This is a genomic window from Mesorhizobium sp. PL10 (assembly GCF_053714315.1).
In genome coordinates, this window is record NZ_JBSKBR010000011.1 from 146411 (window position 1) to 170900 (window position 24490).

The window sequence follows — 24490 nt, forward strand, 5'->3', positions numbered from 1 at the left end:
GGCGGCCAACCTCCTCGACCGAGGCCAATGGGCTGGCCCGCCGGCGTACTGTCATCGGCATGGATTGCCGAAAACTCAGGCTGGACGGGTAACCCACCGTAAAGAAGGATACCCCAATGTCTCAACAGCTCACCTTGAACGACGGCTCGACCATTCCGCAGATCGGGCTGGGCGTGTGGCAGGTCGATCCCGACATCACCGCCAAGGTGGTCGGCTGGGGCATCGAGGCCGGCTACCGGCTGATCGACACCGCCGAGGGCTACCGCAACGAGGAGGGCGTCGGCGAGGCGATCCGCGCCGCCGGCGTGCCGCGCGGCGAGCTGTTCATCACCTCCAAGCTGCGCAACGGCGCGCATCAGCGTGACGCAGCGCTTCGCGCCTTCGACGACACGATGGACAAGCTCGGTATCGACCAGATCGACCTCTTTCTCATCCATTGGCCGGTGCCCAGCCAGAACAAATATGTCGAGGCCTGGAAGACGCTGGTCGAACTGCAGAAGGCCGGCCGCATCAAGTCGATCGGCGTGTCGAACTTCAACCAGGACCATCTGGAGCGGATCATCGGCGAGACCGGCGTCACGCCTGTCGTCAACCAGATCGAGTTGCATCCGCGCTTCCAACAGCGCGACAAGTGCGAGTTCCACAAGAAGCATAACATCCATATCGAAAGCTGGAGCCCGCTAGGCAGCGGCCGGCTGATCGGCGACCCGACGCTTGCGGCGATTGCGAAAAAGCACGGCAAGTCCGTCGCGCAGGTGATCATCCGCTGGCATTTGCAGAAAGGGCTCATCGTCATCCCGAAGTCGAACCATCAGGAGCGCATGGCGGGGAATTTCGACGTCTTCGATTTCGAACTGGACGAAGGCGACATCGAGACGATCCGCGGCATGGATTCCGCCGACGGCCGCACCGGGCAAGATCCTGCCATAGCGTCGTTTCTGTTCTGAGATCCCGACCATTAGAGCAGTTCTGCGTTCGGCGGAGCCACGGCGGCGTCCCGGTCTACCCCGGCATCGTCGAAGTCTGCCCTCAACTCCTGGATCAACCAGTTCACAAAGTGGTCCAAGACCAGATTCCGCCGGGCGCGTCGCGCGACGACTATGTGGAACCTCCCCGCCGCGCTGATGCTTGCATCGCCAAGTCGAACGAGAGTTCCATCGTCGAGGAATGTCTTGACCAGCAGGCTCCAGCCCAAGGCGATCCCCTGCCCGGTGCGGGCCGCGTACAGCACGGCTGTGTAGTGGTTGAAGCTTAATGCGGGGGCAAACACGCTGTTCTGGATGCCGAGCTCGGAGAACCAGTCCTGCCACGTGTACCAGGACGGCTCCTTCATATCTTCGTTGATAAGCTCGTAGTGGCCCTCCCAAAAGCGGGCCGCAGTCGGACCAAGTCTTTGGACGTAGTCGGGTGAGCAAACGGGAAACAGTATGTCGCCGCGTGACTCGACAACGTCACCGTCCCTGAAAGGGGCGACCCCATAGCGGATCGCAACGTCGATGTCTCCCGCTTCGAGGTTGATCCTTTCGTCAGAAGACTGCACACGAATTCGTGCGTTGGGATAGTCGTTCCGGAACCGAACGAGCCTCGGCAGTAGCCAAAGCTGCGACAGGGCCGTGGTTACCCCGATCGTGATGGTGCCATTCGTTGAGGCGGCGCGATATTCCGCGACGCTGTCCGCTATTCCCGCGAAGTGTCGATTGAGGGCGGCGGCGAGCCGCGCGCACTCCGCCGTCGGCTCGATGGACCGGTGACGTCGAATGAAAAGCTGCGTCCCGAGATAGCTCTCCAAAGCCATGATCTGACGACTGACGGCGGTCTGGGTGACACCCAGCTCGCGAGCGGCCAGAGTGAAACTCTTATGCCGGCTGGCGGCATCCAGAGCGACCAGGGATGTGAGAGACGGAACACTTTTCTTAAACGACATCGGAGCTGACCTCGGACGCCTGTAGCCGAGGCGGAACCAGTGTCTTTCTGAATAGCAAAAGCACGCGGCCTTGGACAGAGTTTCTCAGGTGCAAGCGGCACGAGCGGAGCCGCCGGTCATTCAGCGCCTCGCTTGTGGTCTCGGCGCCGGTCATGCTGGCCACCACTTACTTAGCCGTACTCTTGAATGGGCTTTCCCCAGGCATCAGGATTTGGGACGACGCCCAGTCCCGGGCCAGCAGGCACGTCGATCCAGCCGTTCTTGATCGTGATGCCGCCGTTCTCGTCGTAATGGCCATCAATATATGGCGCAGCAATCCAGGCGCCTTCGCACAGAGAAGGTGTCACGGTCGCAGCAAGGTGGACGCAGGCGGCTGCGATGATATCGCCCCCCCACGCATCGTCGCAACTGAAAGGCAGACGCGCGAAATGGCAGACGTCGCGCACTGTCCGCATGCTGCTCAATCCACCGAGCCTGGTAACTTTCAGACCGAAGCCATCTACGGTCTTGTTGACCGCGGCGTTCAAAATCACGCCAAGATGTTCGGCGGACTCATCGAGATACAAGGGATGCCTGACTTGATTTCGCAAGCTGACAACCTCCTCATAAGTGTTGCAAGGCTGCTCGAGAACATAGGCAAGATGCTCCGTTAGGCGTGAAGCCGTGATGGCGTCCCGCGTCGACCATCCACGGTTCACATCGACTGCCCATCCAACCCCGGTGTTGATCACCTCGCCGACTTTGCGAATTGTGGCGATGTCCTCGTCCAGCGACCTGCCACCTACCTTGGTCTGGATTCGGGTATAGCCCTCTCGTTGCTTCTCCGCCACCAGCGATGCCGTCTGCTCTGGCGGCATGACTGTCGTCGAATAGTAGGACGGGACCTTCCCCTTGACCGCACCGCCCAAGAGATCGCAAACGCGGGCATTGTAGGCTTTCCCGGCAATATCCCAGAGCGCGATATCGACTGCCGCCTTCGCGTAGCGTGCCCCATTCAGAGCGGCGTCCATGGCGCGGGCGATAGTCTCGGTATGAAGCGGATTCAGCCCGATCAGGGAAGGACAAAACTCGTGGAGGGCGGCGCGGGCCCCTAGCGCGTGTTGTGGCTGATAGACAGATCCCGCGGGACAAACCTCCCCATAGCCCTTCATACCGGTGTCCGTCGTCAACTCCACTATGGTCGAGTCAAGCACCCGGGTCGTCGTCGATGCCATCCTGTATTCGCCGCCGACAACTGGAAGGGAGACTGCGTAGAGCTTTATCGCCGTGATTTTCATTGCAAGAGTTCCTGCCCGTTGTTCCAGTGTCTTGCTCCGGCGCGGGGACGCGTCGCGCGCCGGAGTGGGATGCGTCTATCCAGGGAGCAGGCGTGGATAGTACGTAAGGGCGGACGAGAGTCATTGTGCCTCAGCATGTGAAAAAATCATGCCAGTGCCACCCCATTTGCATCAAAGATGGAAAAAATCTTACGCTCGCGCAACGTCGCCTCCTCATTCTAAGTGTTCCTAAGCGATTTTTGGCCGGCGCGCGCGTCTTGCATGATATTAGATCATGCATTGACCTAGGATTTGGAATTTCAGTTCCCTTGCGCTCTGTGAAATCATTCGGGCACAAAATGAATCTCGTTTCGGACGGGCGGCCAGGCGAAATGGCGGAAGCGTTGTTGCAAGTTGCAGAAGCAGGGCCGGAGCACGCCAAGTCCGGGCGGAGCGGCGGCCGCAATGCAAGGCGAGCCCTGCGCACCGCCCCGGTCTTTGGGATGTTGCCAGCCCTCAGGCGAGGCATCCCGACCTGCGAGGTGATGGACGAGGAACAGATCGCCCGGATCGACGACGCCTCGATGTCGATCCTCGAGGGGATCGGGATCGTCTTTCGCGATGAAGCGGCGCTCGCCGACTGGCGGGCCGCGGGAGCAGACGTGCGTGGCGAAAGGGTCCATCTCGATCGCGGGCTAGTGCGTCAGCTGATCTCGACGATCCCCTCGGGCTGGACTTATCGCGCGCGGAACCCGGCCAACGACCTGCCCTTTGGGGGCCGGAACTCGATCTTCGTGCCGATGGGAGGCGCACCCTACATCCGGGGACTCGACAATGAGCGTCGTTGGGCCACGCTCGCGGATCTCCAGATGCTGGTGAAGTTGACGCAGATGTCGCCCGCTCTGCATTCCACGTCTCACCACATCATCGAGCCCATGGATGTGAAGGTAAGCCATCGCCACCTGGAGATCGCCTACTCTTCGATCAAGTACTCGGACAAGACGTTCATGGGGATGGCGACCACGGAGCGCAACGCCGAAGACGTCCTCGACATGGCCAAGATCTTGTTCGGCGCCGATGTGATGGAGACGACGCCGGTCATAACGGGCAACGCCAATTGCAACAGTCCGCTGCTCTGGGACGAGACGATGCTTGGGGCGATCCGCGCCTACAGCCGCCGCAACCAGCCGATACTCTGTTCGCCTTTCGCCCTCGGCGGCGCGAACACGCCGGCCTCTGCCGCCCCGACGGTGGCGCAGCTCAACGCAGAAGCATTGGCCGGCCTCTCATATACACAGGTTATCCGCCAAGGGAGCCCGGCGATCTATGGGCACTTCCTATCGGCAGTGTCTATGAGGTCCGGCGCGCCGATGGCCGGCACGCCAGAGATCAGCCTCATGAATTTCATGATCGGGCAGATGGCGCGCTTCTACGGCGTGCCGTGGCGGAGTTCCAACCTGTTGGGCGGCTCCAAGACCTTCGATGCGCAGGCGGCCTATGAAAGCACGATGACGCTGAACGCTGTTCTTCATGCCGGCGCGAACTACATCTGGCACTCTGCCGGATGGAACGAGGGAGGTCTGCAGTGTTCCCTCGCGAAATTCGTCGTCGACGCCGACATGTGCGCCATGGGATATCGAATGGCCGAAGGCGTGCGGTGGGACGATTTCGACGAAGCGATGCAGGCCGTCCGCGATGTCGGGCCCGGCGGGCACTTCCTTGGACATCCACATACCCAGGCCAATTTCGAGCGTGGCTTCTACATGCCGAAATTGTTCGACAACAACTCGATTGAGCAATGGCAAGCTGAAGGTAGCGTCGAGATCACCGGCAGGGCCTTGGAATATGCCAAGCGGCTTTTGGGCGAGTATGAAGAGCCGAAACTCGACCAAGCCGTGGACGAAGCATTACGCGACTATCTGACCCGGCGGAAACGCGAAATTCCCGCCGAGGACGCGCTGAATACCACCTATTGATCGCCTCCACGCCGCGGATCACGGACGATCGCTGTGTCCGGCACCGCCTCGTTCAGCACATCGACATGGCGGCGGGGATTTCCATCACAAAGCCTTTTGCAGCTCCGGCAGGATGACGAACAGGTCGCCGACGATGCCGTAGTCGGCGACCTGGAAGATCGGTGCCTCCTCGTCCTTGTTGATGGCGACGATGACCTTGGAGTCCTTCATGCCGGCCAGATGCTGGATGGCGCCGGAGATACCGACAGCAATGTAGAGGTCGGGGGCGACCACCTTGCCGGTCTGGCCGACCTGCCAGTCGTTGGGGGCGTAGCCGGCGTCGACCGCGGCGCGCGACGCACCAACGGCAGCGCCGAGCTTGTCGGCAACCGGAAGGATCACCTCCTGGAACTTCTCCGAGGAGCCGAGCGCGCGGCCGCCCGAGATGATGATCTTGGCCGAGGTCAGCTCCGGACGATCGTTTTCGGAAAGCTTGTTCTCGACCAAGCGGGACAGGCCCAGGTCGGCTGCCGTCGAAACAGTTTCGACGGCAGCCGCATTGCCTTGGGAGGCGCTTGGATAGGAAGCGGTGCGCACCGTGATGACCTTCTTGGCGTCGGTCGACTGCACGGTCTGGATGGCGTTGCCGGCATAGATCGGCCGCTTGAAGGTGTCGGGCGAGACCACCTCGATGATCTCCGAAACCTGGGCGATATCGAGCAGGGCCGCAACGCGTGGCGCGACGTTCTTGCCCGACGAGGTCGCCGGGGCAACAATCGTGTCATAAGCGCCGGCGAGCGAAACCACGAGAGCCGCCAGCGGCTCGGCGAGGCGCTCGGCCAGCTCGTCAGCCTCGGCCAGCAGCACCTTGCGAACGCCTTTCAGCTTGGCGGCGGCATCGGCCGCAGCTTTGGCGCCCTTGCCGGCGACCAGCACGTCGACATCCGAGCCGATCTGGAGGGCCGCCGACAGCGCCTTGGCCGTCTGATCGGAAAGGGTTGCGTTGTCGTGTTCGGCGATGAGGAGAATTGCCATTTTCTTTATCCTTTCCTGACCGCTTACAGCACGCCGGCTTCGTTCTTGAGCTTCTCGACCAGCTCGGCCACCGACTTGACCTTGACGCCAGCCCTGCGGCCGCTCGGCTCTTCGGTCTTGACCACCTTGAGCCTGGGTTTCACGTCGGCGCCGTAGTCGGCCGGGCTCTTTTCGTCGAGCGGCTTCTTCTTGGCCTTCATGATGTTGGGCAGCGAGGCGTAACGCGGCTGGTTGAGGCGAAGGTCGGCGGTGACGATCACCGGCATCTTCAGCTCGACCGTCTGCAGGCCGCCGTCGACCTCGCGCGTCACCTTGGCCTTGTCGCCGTCGAGCACCACCTTGGAGGCGAAGGTGCCTTGGGCCCAGCCGAGCAGCGCGGCCAGCATCTGGCCGGTCTGGTTCGAATCGTCGTCGATCGCCTGCTTGCCGAGGATGACGAGGCGGGGCTTCTCGGCCTCGACCACGCCCTTCAGCACCTTGGCGACGCCCAGCGGCTCGGTCTGCTCGTCGGTCTTGACCAGGATGGCGCGATCGGCGCCCATGGCGAGCGCGGTGCGCAGCGTCTCCTGCGCCTGCTGCGGGCCGATCGAGACGACGATGATCTCTTCCGCCTTGCCGGCTTCCTTGATGCGGATCGCTTCCTCGACCGCGATCTCGTCGAACGGGTTCATCGCCATCTTGACGTTGGCAAGCTCGACGCTCAGTCCGTCGGCCTTCACCCGGACCTTGACGTTGGCGTCCACAACCCGCTTCACGGGCACAAGGATCTTCATACTGGCTACCTTTGCTTAATCGACGAAGTTTGGGTTCGCGCAGCCTTACCAGGTGCGCTGTAGTATGGTGCACTGGAAGGCGCCAAGGCAGGCATCCCGAGGATGCAATCCGAGATCTTCTCGGCCATCATCATGATCGCTGCACTGAGGTTGGCGGTTACTATTCTGGGCATGATGGAAGCGTCCACGACGCGAATGCGACGGACCGCTTTCACCCTTGCCTCGGCATCGACCACTGCTTGGTCGTCCGCGCCCATGCGACAGGTGCCCGAGGGATGATAGGAAGTTCCGAGATTGGCGCGGACGAACCTTTCGATATCCGCATCCGTGCGCGCGTCCGCGCCGGGCGTCAGTTCGGTGCCCCGGAATTTGTCCCAGGCCGGCTGATGGATCATGTCGCGAGCGAGCCGCACGCCGTCAATGAAGTCCTGAATGTCCTGCCGGGAATCCAGGTGGTTGAAGACGATCGATGGAGGCGCCGCAGGATCGGCCGATCGCAGCTTGACGGCACCCCGGCTCTCGGGGCGCGAGAGATCCATCCAGAACTGGAAACCAGGAATTGCGACCAACTTGCCGTTCTTGACCTGTCGCGTAAGCGGCAGAAACTCGAATTGCATATTTGGAAAAGCCACGTCGGCGCGTGTCCGAAGAAAGGCACCGGCCTCGAAGAAATTGCTCGCGCCGAGCCCCTTCTTGCGCACAACCCAATCAGTTGCAAGCTTGGCTTGGCCAAGAAGGTTCAGTTGCGAGACCAGAGAATCCTCATAGCTGGTCGCATATTGGAGGTTCACACCAGGGTGATTTTCCAGGTTGCGGCCGACCGCTGGTACATGGGCCTTGAGTGCGATTTGGTGCTTGCGCAGGTCATCGGCGTCACCGACGCCCGATAGCATCAACAATTGGGGGCTGTTGAAGGCGCCCGCGCAGAGAATGATCTCGCGCTCGCAGGTTACCGTTCTGGTATTGCTGCCCTTGGAAATCTCGATCCCTATGGCGGCCCCATTCTCGATTACGACCTTGTTGACATGCGCGTGGGAAAGGACTTCCAGATTTCCCCGGGCCATGACGGGATGAAGATACCCGCGTGCCGAAGTCCAGCGGAGCCCCTTATGCACGAACGCCTGGGCGATGTGGACGCCTTCTTGCCGGTAGCCGTTGTGGTCGGACGCAATCTCGTGCCCAGCCTGCTCACCGCTTCGCAGGAAAACGTCGAAGAGCTTGTGCGCGGCCCTGCATCGGCTGATGAACATAGGTCCATCGCCGCCGCGCCAATCGTTGGTTCCGTCGGCAAACGTTTCCATCTTGCGGAAGTAGGGCAGGCAATGCGCGTAGTCCCAGCCTGGTAGTCCTCCTTCGGCCCAGCCATCGAAATCCATCGGGTTACCGCGATTGAATATCATGGCGTTGATGGACGACGTGCCGCCGATCACGCGGCCGCGTTTCTCGTCGATCATTCTTCCGCCGAGTTCCGGTTCCGGACCGGACTGATAGCCCCAACCGAGCTTCTTGCTCTGGTAGGTGAAAGGCAAAGCAGCGGGCATGGAGATCATTGGGCTGCGATCGGATCCCCCGGCTTCGACAAGCAGAACGCGAATTGCCGGGTCTTCGCTTAGCCGCGCGGCAACGATACATCCAGCCGACCCGGCCCCAACGACGATATAGTCAAAACGCGCCCTTGCAGGATCCAATGCGATACCGTCCCTATGGATGTTGGAAGGCTCCACGGCCAGCCGTTCACAAATGCATTGTCAGATATTGGATACCATTCTAATTTATCGTATAAAGTTATGTCAAACTCAAACTTGCGTATTAACCGGGTTCCGTGCCTTCACTATGATCAACGAACGGGACCAGCAGAGGAGATAAAAATGCCTTGGATCAGGATCGATCTGTCAGAGGGTCGGAGCGTGGAGCAGAAGCAGAAAACCGCAAAAGCGGTCACGAATGCCTTGGTAGAGTTCTGCAACTGCACGCCCGAATCGGTTAGTATCGTCTTCAACGACGTGACTGCGGACAACTGGGCTTTTGGCGGCAAGCTGATTTCCCAGAAGGGGAAGAACGAATGACCCGTTGCCGCGTCCTGCAGCTCCTGGTGCACGAATAAGGTCGGTCGTGCACCAAAGTCCAAGGGATTGACAAACAATCATATGCAATCCTAAACAATTGCATAAATATTGATTCCAGCTTTGACCATAGGTTCACCGATGGCTCCCAAGCAAGCACCAGCTCGCAAACCCGCGCCTGAACTTGTGAGGGATGGATTGCGAGCATCGATCCTGGCCGGCGAGTTCGAAGCCGGCCACCAGCTGCGCCAGGACGAGGTGGCGGAACAGTTCGGGACGAGCCGCATTCCAGTACGCGAGGCATTGCGACAGTTGGAGAGCGAAGGTCTCATCATCTTCCATGCCAACAAGGGTGCGGTCGTCAAAGGGCTGTCCCTCGAAGACGTCCTCGAAATGTTGGATATCCGGATTGCGCTCGAAACCAGGGCTTTGAAACTCGCTATCCCGAACATGGCGATCGAAGATCTGGAAATGGGGCAGGAAATTCTCGACCGCTATGACGCCGCGTCAGACCCGGAGGCCTGGGGGGAGATGAACTGGAATTTCCACTGGACACTCTACGCGCCATGCAACAGGCAGAAGCTGCTCGCCATGATTGAGGCTAACTATGGTCACGTCAGTCGTTTCATACGCCGTCAAGTCTCCCGTGCCGCCGGCAAGGTCCGCCCGCAAAAAGAGCATCATGAACTGCTCGACCTTTGCAGGCAGGGAAAGATTGACCAGGCTGTAGATCTGTTGGAAAGACACATCGAACAGACCCAGAAGTCATTGCAGGCGAGCAGCCGGCGGATGGAAGCCGGCCGATAGCCGTTGTCGGTACCGGCCACCGCGCCGTGGCCGATATTTCCCTGCCTCAGATGATGCCCTGCTCGGGAAGCGGCTTGCCGTCGACAAGGCGTTGCCAGCCAAAGCGCGTCAGATCGATCGTCTCGTAGCGGCCGTCGAGGATAAGCTCGGCAATGGCTCGTCCACACCCAGGCGCATGCATGAGGCCGTGACCGGAAAAACCGGCCAGCATATGGAAGTTGCCGAGCCCGTCAGCGCCCGCCCCCATGATGACATTGCCGTCGAAGTCGTTCTGGTCATAAAGGCCGGGGAGCGTGTTCTTGCATTTTGTTCGTTCGAACTGCGGGAAGCGGTGGGCAAGCGCCGGCCACACGACGTCCTCGAAATAGTCATGATCGACGTCGAAATTGTATCCGCGCGGCTCGGCCAGTGTCGGAACACCGCCGGAATAACCCTTGCCCTCGGGCCGAAAGGCCAGCCGTTCGGGATCCTTTAGATAGGGCAGCGGTTCGATCGGATCCTCCGATTCGAAATAGTGCTCGAAGCGACGCAACGGTTCGATCGGCACTTTAATGCCGAGCATGGCGCAGATGTCCTTCGCCCAGGCTCCTGCCGCGTTGACGAAATGGTCGGCTTCTACTCGCCCATTGGATTTCAAGGTGGCGGCTACCACCTGACTTCCAGCACATTCCAGTCCTGTAACCTCGTCGGCAAGATACTCCACGCCGAGCGACCTCGCCTTCTTGCGGAACCCCATCAGCACGCTGTGCGGGTCGAGCCATCCGTCATCGGGAGAGTAAACCGCCGCACCAAGGTCCTCCACATTCATCGAGGGAAACTGGTGCTTGAGCCCGTCCGGCTCCAGCCACACGACGTTGCAGCCAAGCTTCAGTTCAGTCTCGAAGTTGCTCTTCAACATGTCGCGCGCCGACGGCGGCACGATGAACAGGTAACCGTTCTTCTTGAAGCCGATCTCCGCCTCTACCCCGTCAACGGCCATCGTCTCGGGGAAGGTCTCGAAGAACGGTATGCTGAAATTCGACAGTTCAATGTTCTCGGGAAGCGAGAACAGTCGCCGCACGCCGCCTGACGCCCTTGGGGTAGAGGCGAGCCCATAGGTTGGGTCGCGCTCCACTACACTCACGGCCGTAGTGGGGGATTTCAGCTTCACGAAATAGGCGACCGCCGATCCGATTGCACCGCCACCTATGATCAAAATATCGGTCTTCACATCGCCTCCTACATATTTTTTTGCAATCGAAATCCCGCCCACGAGGAATTCACTACGTCATGCCTCTGCGCGTGCCCGACTTAGGCGTTCCCCAACGGCATCCAGCGCGGCTGTCAGCGCCTTCAAGCCGCCGTCCTTCCGGAATTGTTCGAACAACTGATCGTTCAAGCCACCGACTGTGGTATGGCCGATCCGCAAATCCTCGAAGCTCTTCTCCGGCCTCTTGACCGCGCTGTCCGCCAACCCATGAAAAAAGGGCGCCAGGTAGGCTCTCGCCTTGCCATAAGGCACTCCCGCGGAGACGAGCCACTGCGCGCAAGTCTCGGCGATTGCGAAATATGCGCCCATCAATCCGCCGGCCACCGCAAAAGCATCGAATTCGTCAATCGTCTCACAGTTGATCACTGTGCCCAAGGCGGCAAAGACTGCAGTCAGCGTGTCCGATCCAGGATAGACGGCAGTCACACCGTTAAGGTCCGACACGAACGGCAATGGAACCGCTCTGGAGATATCGAAGTCCGGACCAATCCACTCGCGCAATGTCGCGATCGGAACGCCCGCGATCAGGCTGGCCACGATCTTGCCTGGCGCAAATTGCAGGGGGCGAAGAACCTCTTCCGCGACTTGCGGGCGCACGGCCAGCACAACGATATCCGAACCGCTGACCACGTCCTGGTTGTCTTTGCCGATGCGCACGAGAGGCGACAAGGCGGCCAGTTTTTTTGCCGTCGGCTTGGAGCGTGGCGAGACCACGATTTCGACGACCGGGAATTCTGCCTTCAGAAGGCCGCTCACGATCGCCTCGGTGATGATGCCCGTGCCGACGAACCCGATTCTCATGGCGTCCGCCATGCGATCGTTTGACCTTCGGACGGCCGCCAACGCCATCGCATCACAGGATGCCGCTGCTTTGAAGAGTGGCCAGATCAGCCATGATCGCCGGGTCACTATAGCGATCGAGGCTCAGCATTCTCGCGTAGGTGGGAAGTTCGGTCCCCATCACCCAGGCGGCGCAGATCACGCCTGTCGCGCAGGCAGCCATTGTGCCGAAGCCTGACAATGCCCCCGCCACGAACGCCCCAGGCGTCGTCATCGGACCGATCAGCGGCCAGTTCTCCTTGGCCATCGTATAGTAGCCACCATAGTGATGCGCAGCGCGCGGCAGGCGGCCGATATAGGTGCCAAGCGCAGGCTGGAGGCGGCTTGCAGCGCGCAGCAATATGTCCGGGAAATGCTCGTCCGTCGGCTCTGGTCCGCTAGGATCGCCCGCCCGTTCGTTGAGCGCCCAGCCGAGTTTGATCCATTTGCCGGCCTCGGCGCCGTCCGGACGACAATGTATGCCACCGTCGATATATTGCGTCAGATGAGCGGTGGCTGGATCATCGGCCAGGATGGCTTTCTCCTCATCGGTCCAGTTCAGAGTTTGGCCGTCAAGATCGATGGAGAATGGCAGGTTGCGCGGAACGGCGCCCGCATGGTCCTCGAAGGCGATCTTCTGTTGATAGACGCAGGAGACGGGCAAGTCTTCTCCCAGCAGCTCGGCCACGTTCTTCACAAAGGGGCCGGCAGCGTTGACGATGCGCTCGGCACGAAGACGAACAACCTGCCCCTCTGTTTCCACCGAAAGGACGAAGGGCGCTGGGGCTTCGATGCCGGCAACCTCGCCGCGGATCAAGCGCCCCCCAGCTGATTTGACTGCTTCAAGCATGTATTGGCCGAGCTGCTGGCCGCTGATAGAGCCGGCCCGACGAATGTGGAGCACCGTCGCGACGTCGTGGGCGTATGCAGGAAAAGTCTGGCGGATAAGCGATCTGTCGCGAAGCACGTCCACGCCATCAGCCGCATCTTCCCAGTTGGCCGACAAGGCCGGCTTGTAGGCTGAGTGGGCGTCGTTGCCCTCATGAATGCGAATGAGATCTTCGGCCTGCCCAGCATAACCACGGTAGAGATCCTCGATGAGATTGTCCGGATTGCTCCTTCGCGTCACCAACGCATATCCGCGGCGCGTCATGCTGATCCTGTTGTCTGTCTCGCGCGCGATTTGCTCCATGAGGCGGATACTGTCGTTCGTGTAAGCCGTCATCGTCGGATGCGGCCACCAATTGCGATAGTTCTCGCCAGATTGCGCCGAAGTGAGGCTCATGGGATCGCGTGGGTCGATTATCGCAATGCGCGAAACGCCATGGTTGCGGACGAGGTAGTACGCGACGGCGAGACCTACACTCCCCGCTCCGATCACTGCTACCTCAACGTGCTGCTCGTTCGCGCTCATTCCGTCTCCTTACGCTGCGGCATAGTGCCGCCAATGCATAGCTATACGCGCTCGGGCTATCACCTGGAGCCCACTGAAGCACGATATGCGATATCTTTTGATTGCATATCATTACCCATATGTTTTATACAACATGCTACAAGCTCAACAAACAGAAATCTTGCCGAGCCTCACCGATCGAAGCTCTGTCGGCAAGGACGTGGAAGGACAACCGATGTATAACGAAAAGCTCGAGCTCCTTATCGACGGAGAGTGGGCCGCGGCCAGCGATGGTCGCAGCCATCCGCTGGTCAATCCCGCCACCGAGGAGCAGATTGCGTCAGTGCCATGCGCATCGGCGCAGGATCTGGACTGCGCCCTGGAGGCCGCGGGGCGCGCATTTGTGAGCTGGAAGAAGACGACGGCGGCCTTTCGTTGGGAGGTGCTGAGCCGGGCGGCGGACTTTATCGAGTCGCGCAAGCCGATGATCGCCCGCACGCTGACCATGGAAAACGGCAAGTCGCTGCGCGAGGCCGAAGGGGAGTTGCAGTTCTGCGCCGACGCAACACGCTGGTATGCCGAGGAAGGCAAGCGTGCCTATGGGCGCGTGATACCGGCGCGCAGCCCCAATGTTCGGCAGATCGCGCTGAAGGAGCCGGTCGGGCCGGCGCTGGGCTTTGCGGCGTGGAACTTCCCGGCCGGCAACGTCACGCTAAAGATCGCTGCCGCCCTGGCGGCTGGCTGTACGATCATAGTCAAGCCGAGCGACGAAACGCCTGGGACGGCGGTGGCTATCGGTCGGTGCTTCCATGACGCAGGCGTCCCAGGCGGCGCGCTGAACATCGTATTCGGCCCGTCCGCGCCCATTTCGGAGCACCTTATCGCTTCGACTATTCCCAAGAAGGTCTCGCTGACGGGATCGACACCTGTTGGAAAGCTTCTCCAGAAGCTGGCTTCCGAGACCCTGAAGCGGTGCACGATGGAGCTGGGCGGGCACGCGCCGGTGATCGTCTTCGACGATGCGGATATTGACCACACCGTGAACGTGCTGACCGCAGCGAAATACCGCAATGCCGGACAGGTCTGCACTTCGCCCACCCGCTTCTACGTCCACGAAAATGTCTACGAGACATTCATCGACAGGTTCGTCGAACGCAGCCGCCAGGTGATAGTCGGCAACGGCCTCGATGACGGTGTGCAGATGGGACCGCTTATCACCGGGCGACGCCTGGGCACGATGGACGAACTGGTGCAGGACGCTGTCTCGAAAGGCGCCCGCCTCGCTCTCGGCGGCGAGCGCATCGACAGGAAGGGATATTTTTACGCCCCAACCGTTTTGCGCGACATGCCGGACGGTGCACGTGCCATGAACGAGGAGCCGTTTGGCCCGATAGCGCAAATTACACCGTTCCGGTCTTTCGACGAGGTCATCGGGCGGGCCAACTCGCTGCCTTACGGCCTGGCGGCCTACGTATTTGCTCGCAATGGCTCGGTCGCCGCCGCGGCGAGTGAGGAACTGGAGGCTGGCGTGGTGGGCATCAACCATACTTCAGTGCACGAGGCCGAAACCCCATTCGGTGGCGTCAACGAATCTGGCTATGGGGCCGAAAGCGGCGCCGAAGGCCTCGAAGCCTATCTCAGGACAAAGATGGTGACTGACAAGCGAATCTAAACCGCCAGCACGCTGGTGGCGTCCCGGTCGGACGTTCCTCTAATTGTTGGCGGGAGCAACCGCTATATCGGAGCACAGCTCGATGTCGAACGATCCTCTTCTGCAACCTTTCACGATCAAGCACCTGACGTTTCGAAACCGGCTCATGACGACATCGCACGAGCCCGCCTACCCGGAAGACGGGATGCCGAAAGGACGGTATCGCGCCTATCATGTTGAACGGGCCAAGGCCGGTCTTGCATTGACCATGACTGCCGGCTCGGCCGCCGTCTCCCGAGACAGTCCGCCGGTGTTCAACAACGTGCTGGCCTACAAGGATGAGGTCGTTCGCTGGATGAGCGAACTGACTGACGCCTGTCATGAACATGGCGCGGCGGTGATGATCCAGTTGACGCATCTGGGCCGGCGCACCCGATGGGACAAGGGGGATTGGCTTCCCGCTGTTGCCCCTACCCTCGAGCGGGAGCCTGCCCATCGAACCTTCCCAAAGCTTGTGGAGACGTGGGACATCGAGCGGATCAAGAAGGATTTCGCCGACGCGGCCGAGCGCATGAAGGCAAGTGGCGTCGACGGCGTTGAATTCGAGTCATTCGGACACCTGCTCTCGCAGTTCTGGTCGCCGATGAGCAATGAACTGACGAACGAGTACGGTGGCTCGCTCGAAAACCGGATGCGGTTCTCGCTGGAGGTTCTTGCAGCGGTCCGCGAGCGCGTGGGGCCGGACTTGATTCTGGGGATTCGCTATGTCGCCGACGAGGACACTCCGGTCGGATACGGGAAAAAGGAGGGCCTCGAAATCTCACGGCGGCTGAAGGACAGCGGCCTAATTGATTTTCTGAATGTGACGAAGGGGCATATCGAGACGGACGCCGGTCTTACCGACCAGATCCCGATCATGGGCATGGCCAGCGCGCCTCACCTCGAACTCGCAGGAGAAGTGAGGGCCGCGACCAAGTTTCCAGTCTTCCACGCAACGCGCATCCAGGATGTCGCGACGGCACGGTTCGCGATCGCCGAGGGCAAGGTCGACATGATCGGCATGACCCGAGCGCACCTGGCGGACCCTCATATCGTGCGCAAGATCCTGGAGAATCGCGAGCACGATATCCGCCCATGCGTCGGAGCGAACTACTGCCTCGACCGTATCTACCAAGGCGCCATGGCCCTGTGCATCCACAATCCGGCCACCGGGCGTGAAGAAACGATACCGCACAGCGTCCCCAAGGCGCAGGAAAAGAAGAAAATCGTCATCGTCGGAGCGGGGCCTGGCGGGCTGGAAGCGGCCCGGGTCGCCGCCGAGCGCGGGCACGAAGTCGTGGTCTTCGAAGCAGCGGGCAAGGCAGGCGGCCAGATCTTGCTGACGGCGCAGAGCCCGAGACGCCGTGAGATGGTGGGGATCGTGGACTGGCGGCTCGCGCAGTGCGAGGCGCTCGGCGTCACTTTCCACTACGGAACGTGGGCTGAGGCCGAAACCGTAACCGACGAGAAGCCGGATGTTGTGATCATTGCGACGGGCGGGATGCCCCACGTCGAAGTTCTCACCAGCGGCAACGAGCTGGTCGTTTCGGCCTGGGACATCATCGCGGGCGATGTCAGGCCGGGCAGCGATGTCCTGATCTACGACGACGCCGGAGACCACGCCGCGCTTCAGGCCGCCGAGATCATCGCCGATACCGGGGCGAAGGTGGAGATCATGACCCGCGACCGGTCGTTCTCGCCGGAAGTGATGGCGATGAACCTAGTGCCTTACATGCGAGCCCTGCAGAACAAGGACGTGACGTTCACGGTGACTTACCTGCTGGCGTCCGTTCGCAAGGAAGGCAATCATCTCATCGCGACCATCGGCAGCGACTATGGCGGCATAAGCAAGGAGCAGAAGCACGATCAGATAATCGTCAATCACGGTACGCGGCCTAACGACGATCTCTATTTCGCGCTGAAGCCTCTTTCGAAGAACCTTGGCGCGGTCGACTATGGCGAGCTGATCGACGGGCAGACCCAGACCAGGGTCGAGAACGAGCAAGGGACCTTCAAGCTCTACCGGATCGGAGACGCCGTATCGGCACGCAACACCCATGCCGCGATCTATGACGCGCTCCGTCTCGTGAAGGACATCTGAGCACGAGGGCCGCGTCCGACCAGCACCAATGCCTTCCCAGGCGACGTCACGGCGGATCCCGAAGCCACAGCGGCAGGATATTTGTCATCTGGCCACTGCATGCTGCCTCCACGCATGAAGCGAGGCTGCCGAAACGCATCCGCTTTCCCAGCAGACCGGGGCCGTAATGGGCGTATTTGGCCGAATTGGTCATGATCACTTTGACCGAAGGCGGAACCACCGGTTCGACGATCATGCACCAGCAGGTATCTGTTACGAATTGAACGCCGAATTGCTCGAGCTCCGGAGCCAAACCGACATCCCGTACCTTCTCAAGTGTCGCCCTGGCGCAGGTTGCGATGACGACGATACCTTCGCGCTTTGACCGTCCCCTGCACAGCGATGCAAGTTTCACGAATTCGTCGAAGGAGAAATGCGGACTGCCGAGTGCCACGAGGTCGATGGCATCTGCCTGGGCGCCGTTCAGCTCCTCCCAACAACGCGCAAGATCGCTGCGGCAGACCTTTATGGCGCGCGCCGGAGCCGAATTTCCCGTCGCTTCAGCCAGTGACGAAGCTTCCGGTGTCACGCCGACCATGTGAAACATCGGCGCGCCGGAAGTGGTGGCGAAAGCAGCGCCGAATGCCTTGAGATCATCCGAGGTGGGTTTGTGATGGCTCAAGCCCTCTATCACCGGGATATCGGCGCCGGCGATCATGCCGACACAGTATCCGAGCAGGGGATAGAGCGCGTCGTCGGCTTCCTCAATCTCGAACAGATCGATCTGGATGGCCGCATGCCTGTTTTCATCCAGATGGCATCCGGCGGACGGCGCGCGGCCTGTCAAAGCCACGCAGATGTCGAGGTAGTCGGGATACTTCATCGTCCTGGCGCCAAGAACGCTGTTCGCGTAAACGACGGCGTTGGACTCGGCCCAGACGATTTGATCGCCTTTTTTGGGTGCGCTCTCCAGAAGATAAGGCGCGCATGTGAACGTCGATTTGGCGCCCATTTTGACATAGGTGTCGGCAAGCCGGCTCGCGGCTTCCCCGAATGAGGGTTCTATCCCCTGCGCGCTCCAACGAAGTTGATCAACGGATATTGCATTCAGCGTGGTTGGAATGACGACCTGCGCGCCCCAATCGAGCAGTTTGGTTGCAAACTGCAGGCCTCCTGGACCGGTGTAGCCACAGCCGTCAATGTGCGCCTGGCTGATATCCCTCAGGCATGCCGCGCCCTGTAGCTCGGCCATGCGGACGATAATCTTCATCGCCACCTGCGCTGCCTTGCCGAGCGCTCCGGCAGCGATCCTCTCGTCGCCTTCGGTCAATTCGATCCGCGCGGCCGGCTCATCGGGCACTTGCCCGCCATCTTGAGGGGCGCAGGCCTCGAATGCCGAAAGGCACTTGACCCTGGTTCCCGAAACATCTGCGTATCGATGCGCCGCCAACGCGCGGAAGTTATCGGATCCGACGCAAACAACCGGAATGGATTTACCGAATACTTCTTCGGCTACGATAACACCAAGCGTGATGATGTCCTCCGGCCTCTCCAACAATATGGCTGCCGGTCCCCGGTCGTTCAGCAGCAACTCGAGGATAACAGCGCTGCCGGTGCAGGAACCGCGGCTGCTTGGGATCGCAAGGATCTTGTTCGTCAGCAACTGTCCGCTCAGTGGGTGATGCCGGTCTATCACCTCACCGGTTTCAGATTTGACACCTCCCCAGAAGCTGAGCGGCATGTCGCTAAAGAGAATTTCTCCAGCCGCGTTCCCTCGGACGAGAGCTGTCGAACCAGCCGGCGACAGCATCTGATCGTCGGGTCGAGTTTGCACAATGACCTCCTTGTGCGTTCCAACACCGCGGGCCGGCTCAGCTAGCACGCCAGCGTGGCGGGCAAAAGGCCTCGCCGTCAGGCGGCGACGCCGCCTAGATAAGCGCTGATGACGGCCTCGTTGCTTGCAAGATCCCTTCCAGGCCCTTCGAGGACAATGCGCCCGGCCTTGAGAACATAGCCGTAATCGGCGAATTTCAGGGCGACCTTGCTGTTCTGCTCCACCAGCAGGATCGTCACGCCCTCACGGTTGAGGCGTTGCACGATGTTCATGACCTCTTTGATCAGTTGCGGCGCCAGCCCCATCGATGGCTCATCGAGCAGCAGCACCTTCGGTGCCGCCATCAAGGCCCTGCCAATCGCCAGCATCTGCTGCTCACCGCCGGACAGGTTCCTGGCGTCGCCATTGTGCCTGCGCGCCAGGATCGGGAACAGTTCGAACACATGATCCATCCGCCGGCGCCGCTCGACATCGTCGGTCAGCGTGAAGGAACCCAGGTCGAGGTTTTCCTTGATCGTCATGTCGCCGAAAACGCGCCGCCCCTCCGGAACGTGGACGAGGCCGCGGTGAGGCAGGCGATGGGCCGGGACCTTGGTTATGTCCTCACCGAGGAACCGGACACTGCCGGATGACGCCGCAAGAAGGCCCGACAGCGTGCGCAAGGTCGTGCTCTTGCCGGCGCCGTTCGAGCCGAGCAACGCCACGATCTGGCCGCGCCGGACCGAGAGGCTGACGCCGTGGAGCGCTTCGATGGCGCCATAGCGCGCGACGATCCGGTCGGCCGAAAGGACAATATCGGGCTCCATCAATCCTCCGTACCGAGATAGGCTTGGATGACCTTGGGATCCGCGCGCACTGCCTCCGGCGCGCCATCGGCGATCTTCTGGCCGTAGTCGAACACTACGATCTTTTCCGAAACCTGCATGACCAGGCCCATATCATGCTCGATCAGCAGCACGGTGACGCCGGTCTCGTCGCGAACGCGGCGGATCAGATGCACGAGATCGAGCTTCTCGCGCTCGTTCAGGCCGGCGGCTGGCTCGTCCAGCAGGATGAGTTCGGGCTTCGAAGCCAGGGCCCTTGCAAGTTCAAGCCGTCGCTGGTCGCCATAGGAAAGGCCGCCGGCAAGACGGTGCGCGTGCTCCGCGATGCCGACGAAATCGAGCCAGCGCATGCCGACCTCGCGTATCGTTTCTTCCTCGCGCCGTTGCGATGGCAGGTGCAGGATCGCCGAAACGAGGCCGTGGCGGCTGCGGCAATGCTGGCCCGACATGGCGTTTTCCAGGACCGACATTTCCTTGAACAGCCTGATGTTCTGAAAGGTGCGGGCAAGACCGAGCGCGGTGATGCGATGCGGCGGCAGGCCGGTGATGGGACGACCGCCCAGCCGGATCGAGCCGCCCTTCGGCTTGTAGAAGCCGGTGAGGCAGTTGAAGAGTGAGGTCTTGCCGGCGCCGTTGGGCCCGATAAGGCTGTTGATGGCGCCCTTCTCCACCGAGAATGAAATGTCCTGGAGGACTTTCAGTCCCCCGAAACTGAGACGCAGGTCGCGGACTTCGAGCAGGGCCATCGTTACACCCGCTTGTCCGGCCACAGGCCATTCGGCCTGAAGAGCATGATTGCCAGCAGCGCCACGGCTGTCACCAGCGGACGATAGGTGCCCGCGCCACGCAGCACTTCCGGCAGTAGGGCCACGAGAATGGCGCCCAGCACGACACCGGGGATGCGGCCCATACCGCCAAGCACCACGCCAAGCAGGATCAGAAGCGATTGGTTAAAGGTGAAGCTCTCCGGAGAAATGGCGGTCATCTTGGCCGCATAGAGGCACCCCGCCACGGAAGCGATCACCGCTCCCATCATGTAGGCCTGGAGCTTGGCTGAGACACGGTTGATGCCAATGCCGGCGGCTGCATCCTCGTCATAGCGGACATAGAACCAGGCGCGCCCCATGCGCGAGCGCTCGACGCTCAGGCAGACGAAGAGGGTAATCAGCGCCAGCGCCAGGAACGCATAGTAGAAATGCTGCACCTGCATCAGGTGGAAGCCGAAGATCTCCGGCCGCTCGATGCCGACAAGACCGCTGGCGCCGCCGGTAATGTCAAGATTGCGGGCGATGATGCGGACGATCTCGCCGAAGCCGAGAGTGACGATCGCCAGATAGTCGCTGCGCAGCCTCAAGGTCGGCGCGCCGATGATGATGCCGGCCACGCATGCAGCCGCCATGGCGACTGGAATGGTGAGCCAGAAATTGAAGCCGAATTCCGCGGTCAGGATGCCGGTCGTGTAGGCGCCGACCGCGAAGAAGGCCGCATAGCCGAGGTCGAGCAGACCTGCGTAACCGACGACGATGTTGAGGCCGAGGCACAACACGACATAAAGCAGCGCCGTGGTCGCCACCTCCGTCACATAGGCATTGGCGAGTTGCGGCAGCACCAGCGCCAGGGCAAGCGCGGCGAGACCCGACAGCAAAAAGAAGCCACGCAGAAATGGCGGCTGCGTGGCGGCGGGCAAGGTTCTCACTTCCTCGCTCATCACACACGCTCCACGACAGAGCGTCCGAGAATGCCGGTCGGCTTGAAGACCAGGAATAGGATCAGCGCACCGAACACAAAAACGTCGCGCCATTCCGATCCGACGAAGGGCAAGGAAGACCCATAGGCCTCGAGCAGGCCGAGCAACAGGCCACCCAGCATGGCGCCCGGCACGCTACCGATGCCGCCGATGACGGCCGCGGTGAAGGCCTTGAGCCCCATGACGAAGCCCATGAAGAAATGGACGCTGCCATAGTAGGCTGCCGCCATCACGCCGCCTCCGGCCGCGAGCGCCGAGCCCATGAAGAAGGTCAGCGCGATCACCCGGTCGACATCGATGCCCATCAGGCGGCTTGCGCCCATGTCGATCGAGACGGCGCGCATCGCCTTGCCATACATGGTGCTCGAGACGAAGGTCTGCATGCCGGCCATCAACAAGATCGAGGCGCCGACAAGCACGATCTGCGTGTAGGTGACGTGGACAGCCGAGATGTCGATGCCGGCAAAGCCAAGATCGGTGTTGAAGGCAAAATGCCGCCCTCCGGTCAGCGCGAGCGCGGTCCCGTTCAGCACCATCGAGGCGCCGAGCGCCGTGATCAGGATCGACAGGCGCGGCGCATTGCGCATCGGCCGGTAGGCGAAGCGCTCGATGACGACACCAAGCAGGCCAACGGCCAGCATCGACACCAGCAAGGCGCAGACGACGCCCAGCCAGCCATTGCCGATCCATATGCCGACGAAGGAAAACACGATGAGGCCGACGAAGGCGCCGCTCATATAGATGTCGCCATGGGCGAAGTTCAGAAGCTTGATGACGCCGAAGACCATGCTGTAGCCAAGCGCGATCAGGGCGTAGAACGAGCCGACGATGAGGCCGTTCATCAGTTGCTGGATGACAAGGTCGAGCGTCATTGATGCACCGGTTGCGGGTCGTGAAGATGCCGTGCCTGGCGCAGCAACGATGCGCGCCAGCCACGAGGGCAAGACGAGGGGCAATGACGCCGAGGCCGGCTCACGAGCCGCCCCGGCGTCCAGCTGTCTTGGCCGTTACTCGGCGGCAATCCACTTGCCGCCCTTGGCGACGACCGGGCGGAAGTTCGACGTCTGCAGCGTGTTCTTGTCGGTGAACTTGATCTCGCCGGCCAGGCCCTTGAAGTCACTGGCCTTGAGCGCCGCCACGATTGCCTTTTGATCCGTCGACTTGGCCCGCGTGATGGCATCGACGATGAGGTCGCCCACGTCGTGCGAGAGAGCCGCATAGGCGCCTGCGTCACGGCTGAAGGCTTCCTTGTACTTTGCCTTGAAGTCGGCCGCGCCGGCGAGGAGATCGACGGTCGGCGGGGACAGGAGGAATACGCCCTCTCCGGCCGAGCCTGCGATCTCCAGATATTCCGGCGAATTGTTGCCGTCGCCAAGCACGATGCCGCCCTGGAAGCCGGCCTGGCGGAGCTGCTTGGTGAGCAGCGCGCCGCCGGCATGGTATGCGGTCCAGAACACGGCGTCCGCGCCGCTTGATTTCACCTTGGTGACGACCGCCGAATAGTCCTGCTCGCCGGCTGCGGTGGTTTCCTTGGCTGCAACCTCGCCGCCTGCATTCTTGAACGCTTCGGCGGTCAGTTTCGCCAGGTCGGAAGAATAAGCGTCGCCTTCATCTATGACGGCGATCTTCTTGTAGCCGTTCTTCTTGAAGAGCTCGACAGCCGTCGTCGCCTGCATGTCGCCCGTCGAATTGGCAAGAAAGGCGTTGCCCGGGTTCGCGGCAACCAGTTTAGTCGAATTCGCCCCGATGATGACGAACGGAATGCCGGCGTCGCCATAGATCTTCAAGGTGGGAAGCACTGCTCCCGAGCAATAACCGCCGACGATAGCGGTCACTCCTTCCGAGATAAGCTTGCTGCCGGCGGTGACAGCCTGCTGCGGATCACAGGCGTCGTCGGCAGTCGTGGTGACGATCTTGTCGCCATTGACGCCGCCCTTGGCGTTGGCGGCGTCGATCGCCATCTTCACCGCGTTCTCCATGTCTTGCCCTTCGCTGGCCAACTGGCCGGTCATCGGAGCTACGATGCCGATCTTGATATCTGCAGCCGCGGCTGCAGTGGTCAGCGCCAGCCCGGCAAGGAATGTTGTGCAGGCGAGCTTCTTGAGGGATACGATCATTATTCTCTCCATTTCCCCTGTGGACGCATCCAGCGACCTGCCGGGATGCATTCTGCTGTCGCGCTTTCGAACCCCGAAAGGTTCGGCGCAATCGACGCTCCTGTATCGGAATCAAATACGGAGCTGTTTATATTTAATACGATCGATGCATTATTTTATACGATGTGTCAACGATCGGATTTACGTGATTTGTCAGCGCCGGCGATCAGTGGCCGGCAGGAACCCGGGCGTACGCGCCCTGGTAGCGGTTCTCCCGAATGCTCTGCATGACAACGGCCTCGCGGGCGTCCTGATCGCGGACGGCGGCTAGGAGGGCCTCCGCGCCTTCGACCGGAAATGCCACGACACCATCCTCGTCGCCGACGACGATGTCGCCCGGGCCGACCACCATGCCGCCCACGCACACGGGCACATTGATGGCACCTGGCCCATCCTTGTACGGCCCAAGATGGATTGCCGACCGTGCGAAACACGGAAACGGACTGCGGCCAATGGCGCCTGAATCGCGGATAGCGCCGTCGATTACGATGCCAGCAGCGCCGCGCGACGCCGCGACGCTCGTCATGATCTCTCCAACCAGAGCCCGCCCTTCGTAGCCGCCACCATCGACCACGACGACGTCGCCAGGACGCACCAGATCGAGCGCGCGGTGGATGAACTGGTTGTCGCCCGGACGTGTCCTGACCGTCAGCGCCCTCCCCGCCATAGCGCGGGTGACTTGATGGAACGGCCGCAACCCGACGGCACCAGGCACACGAGCGAGATTGTCGCTGATCAACGGGGTGGCGAAGGCCCGGAACGCCTCTATGAGTTCGTTGTCCTGAGGCTCCAAGGCCATCCGGCTCTCCCTTGACCAACTGTGAATATATTATCCAATCATGATTGACCTGGAAGAGTCAACTGACCCCAGCTACGACCAAAATC

Annotated in this window: 21 protein-coding genes; 6 read left to right on the forward strand and 15 right to left on the reverse strand. The window is 61.1% G+C overall.

Annotation, left to right across the window (positions count from 1 at the left end; translation table 11 throughout):
- Positions 1 to 116 precede the first annotated feature (116 nt).
- A complete protein-coding gene (locus ACWGTO_RS19275) occupies positions 117 to 947 on the forward strand; it encodes an aldo/keto reductase (protein ID WP_454576389.1) in 831 nt (276 codons plus the stop codon).
- Positions 948 to 958: 11 nt separating this feature from the next.
- Here the strand turns inward: ACWGTO_RS19275 and ACWGTO_RS19280 are convergent, their stop codons facing one another.
- Positions 959 to 1924, reverse strand: a complete 966-nt coding sequence (locus tag ACWGTO_RS19280; RefSeq protein WP_454576390.1) for a LysR substrate-binding domain-containing protein — start codon at positions 1922 to 1924, stop codon at positions 959 to 961.
- Between the two features lie 170 nt (positions 1925 to 2094).
- The gene (locus tag ACWGTO_RS19285) at positions 2095 to 3201 is read right to left on the reverse strand and encodes a mandelate racemase/muconate lactonizing enzyme family protein (protein ID WP_454576391.1); all 1107 of its coding nucleotides are present in this window, start codon (positions 3199 to 3201) and stop codon (positions 2095 to 2097) included.
- Positions 3202 to 3539: 338 nt separating this feature from the next.
- Here ACWGTO_RS19285 and ACWGTO_RS19290 point away from each other — a divergent pair, with 338 nt between their 5' ends.
- Entirely contained in the window at positions 3540 to 5156 is a 1617-nt protein-coding gene (locus ACWGTO_RS19290; RefSeq protein WP_454576392.1) for a trimethylamine methyltransferase family protein, read from the forward strand.
- Between the two features lie 84 nt (positions 5157 to 5240).
- Here ACWGTO_RS19290 and ACWGTO_RS19295 read toward each other — a convergent pair whose 3' ends face one another.
- Genes ACWGTO_RS19295 through ACWGTO_RS19305 form a run of 3 tightly spaced genes read right to left on the reverse strand, consistent with a single transcriptional unit; the run spans position 5241 to position 8631 of the window.
- Positions 5241 to 6170 (reverse strand): electron transfer flavoprotein subunit alpha/FixB family protein, encoded by a 930-nt coding sequence (locus ACWGTO_RS19295; RefSeq protein WP_454576393.1) that lies wholly within the window; start codon positions 6168 to 6170, stop codon positions 5241 to 5243.
- A 23-nt stretch (positions 6171 to 6193) separates the two neighbouring features.
- Positions 6194 to 6943, reverse strand: coding sequence for an electron transfer flavoprotein subunit beta/FixA family protein (locus ACWGTO_RS19300; RefSeq protein ID WP_454576394.1), 750 nt, complete (start codon positions 6941 to 6943; stop codon positions 6194 to 6196).
- Positions 6944 to 6948: 5 nt separating this feature from the next.
- Positions 6949 to 8631: a choline dehydrogenase gene (locus tag ACWGTO_RS19305; protein ID WP_454576395.1), complete on the reverse strand. Its 1683-nt coding sequence runs from the start codon at positions 8629 to 8631 to the stop codon at positions 6949 to 6951.
- A 180-nt stretch (positions 8632 to 8811) separates the two neighbouring features.
- Between ACWGTO_RS19305 and ACWGTO_RS19310 the strand changes: the two genes are divergently transcribed.
- On the forward strand, positions 8812 to 9009 hold the full coding sequence (locus ACWGTO_RS19310) for a tautomerase family protein (protein WP_454576396.1): 198 nt from the start codon (positions 8812 to 8814) through the stop codon (positions 9007 to 9009).
- Between the two features lie 195 nt (positions 9010 to 9204).
- Complete coding sequence (locus ACWGTO_RS19315; RefSeq protein ID WP_454576397.1) at positions 9205 to 9813, forward strand: GntR family transcriptional regulator; 609 nt, start codon at positions 9205 to 9207, stop codon at positions 9811 to 9813.
- A 46-nt stretch (positions 9814 to 9859) separates the two neighbouring features.
- On the opposite strand, the gene ACWGTO_RS19320 is transcribed toward ACWGTO_RS19315, so the two are convergent.
- Genes ACWGTO_RS19320 through ACWGTO_RS19330 form a run of 3 tightly spaced genes read right to left on the reverse strand, consistent with a single transcriptional unit; the run spans position 9860 to position 13295 of the window.
- Complete coding sequence (locus tag ACWGTO_RS19320) at positions 9860 to 11023, reverse strand: NAD(P)/FAD-dependent oxidoreductase (protein ID WP_454576398.1); 1164 nt, start codon at positions 11021 to 11023, stop codon at positions 9860 to 9862.
- Between the two features lie 57 nt (positions 11024 to 11080).
- Entirely contained in the window at positions 11081 to 11863 is a 783-nt protein-coding gene (locus ACWGTO_RS19325) for a pyrroline-5-carboxylate reductase (RefSeq protein ID WP_454576399.1), read from the reverse strand.
- Positions 11864 to 11915: 52 nt separating this feature from the next.
- Entirely contained in the window at positions 11916 to 13295 is a 1380-nt protein-coding gene (locus tag ACWGTO_RS19330; RefSeq protein ID WP_454576400.1) for an NAD(P)/FAD-dependent oxidoreductase, read from the reverse strand.
- A 214-nt stretch (positions 13296 to 13509) separates the two neighbouring features.
- Between ACWGTO_RS19330 and ACWGTO_RS19335 the strand changes: the two genes are divergently transcribed.
- Entirely contained in the window at positions 13510 to 14946 is a 1437-nt protein-coding gene (locus ACWGTO_RS19335; RefSeq protein ID WP_454576401.1) for an NAD-dependent succinate-semialdehyde dehydrogenase, read from the forward strand.
- A gap of 82 nt (positions 14947 to 15028) precedes the next feature.
- A complete protein-coding gene (locus ACWGTO_RS19340) occupies positions 15029 to 17065 on the forward strand; it encodes an oxidoreductase (protein ID WP_454576402.1) in 2037 nt (678 codons plus the stop codon).
- 46 nt (positions 17066 to 17111) lie between these two features.
- Here ACWGTO_RS19340 and lhpI read toward each other — a convergent pair whose 3' ends face one another.
- From lhpI to ACWGTO_RS19375, 7 genes are all read right to left on the reverse strand, one after another.
- Positions 17112 to 18854: a cis-3-hydroxy-L-proline dehydratase gene (lhpI, locus tag ACWGTO_RS19345; protein WP_454576494.1), complete on the reverse strand. Its 1743-nt coding sequence runs from the start codon at positions 18852 to 18854 to the stop codon at positions 17112 to 17114.
- Positions 18855 to 18955: 101 nt separating this feature from the next.
- On the reverse strand, positions 18956 to 19684 hold the full coding sequence (locus ACWGTO_RS19350; RefSeq protein WP_454576403.1) for an ABC transporter ATP-binding protein: 729 nt from the start codon (positions 19682 to 19684) through the stop codon (positions 18956 to 18958).
- Positions 19684 to 20448 (reverse strand): ABC transporter ATP-binding protein, encoded by a 765-nt coding sequence (locus ACWGTO_RS19355; protein ID WP_454576404.1) that lies wholly within the window; start codon positions 20446 to 20448, stop codon positions 19684 to 19686. Before ACWGTO_RS19355 ends, ACWGTO_RS19350 begins: the two co-directional genes overlap by 1 nt.
- Positions 20449 to 20450: 2 nt before the next feature.
- Positions 20451 to 21410, reverse strand: coding sequence for a branched-chain amino acid ABC transporter permease (locus tag ACWGTO_RS19360; protein ID WP_454576405.1), 960 nt, complete (start codon positions 21408 to 21410; stop codon positions 20451 to 20453).
- The gene (locus ACWGTO_RS19365; protein ID WP_454576406.1) at positions 21410 to 22321 is read right to left on the reverse strand and encodes a branched-chain amino acid ABC transporter permease; all 912 of its coding nucleotides are present in this window, start codon (positions 22319 to 22321) and stop codon (positions 21410 to 21412) included. Before ACWGTO_RS19365 ends, ACWGTO_RS19360 begins: the two co-directional genes overlap by 1 nt.
- Positions 22322 to 22456: 135 nt before the next feature.
- Positions 22457 to 23566, reverse strand: coding sequence for a branched-chain amino acid ABC transporter substrate-binding protein (locus ACWGTO_RS19370; protein WP_454576407.1), 1110 nt, complete (start codon positions 23564 to 23566; stop codon positions 22457 to 22459).
- 205 nt (positions 23567 to 23771) lie between these two features.
- A complete protein-coding gene (locus ACWGTO_RS19375) occupies positions 23772 to 24404 on the reverse strand; it encodes an RraA family protein (RefSeq protein WP_454576408.1) in 633 nt (210 codons plus the stop codon).
- Positions 24405 to 24490 lie beyond the last annotated feature (86 nt).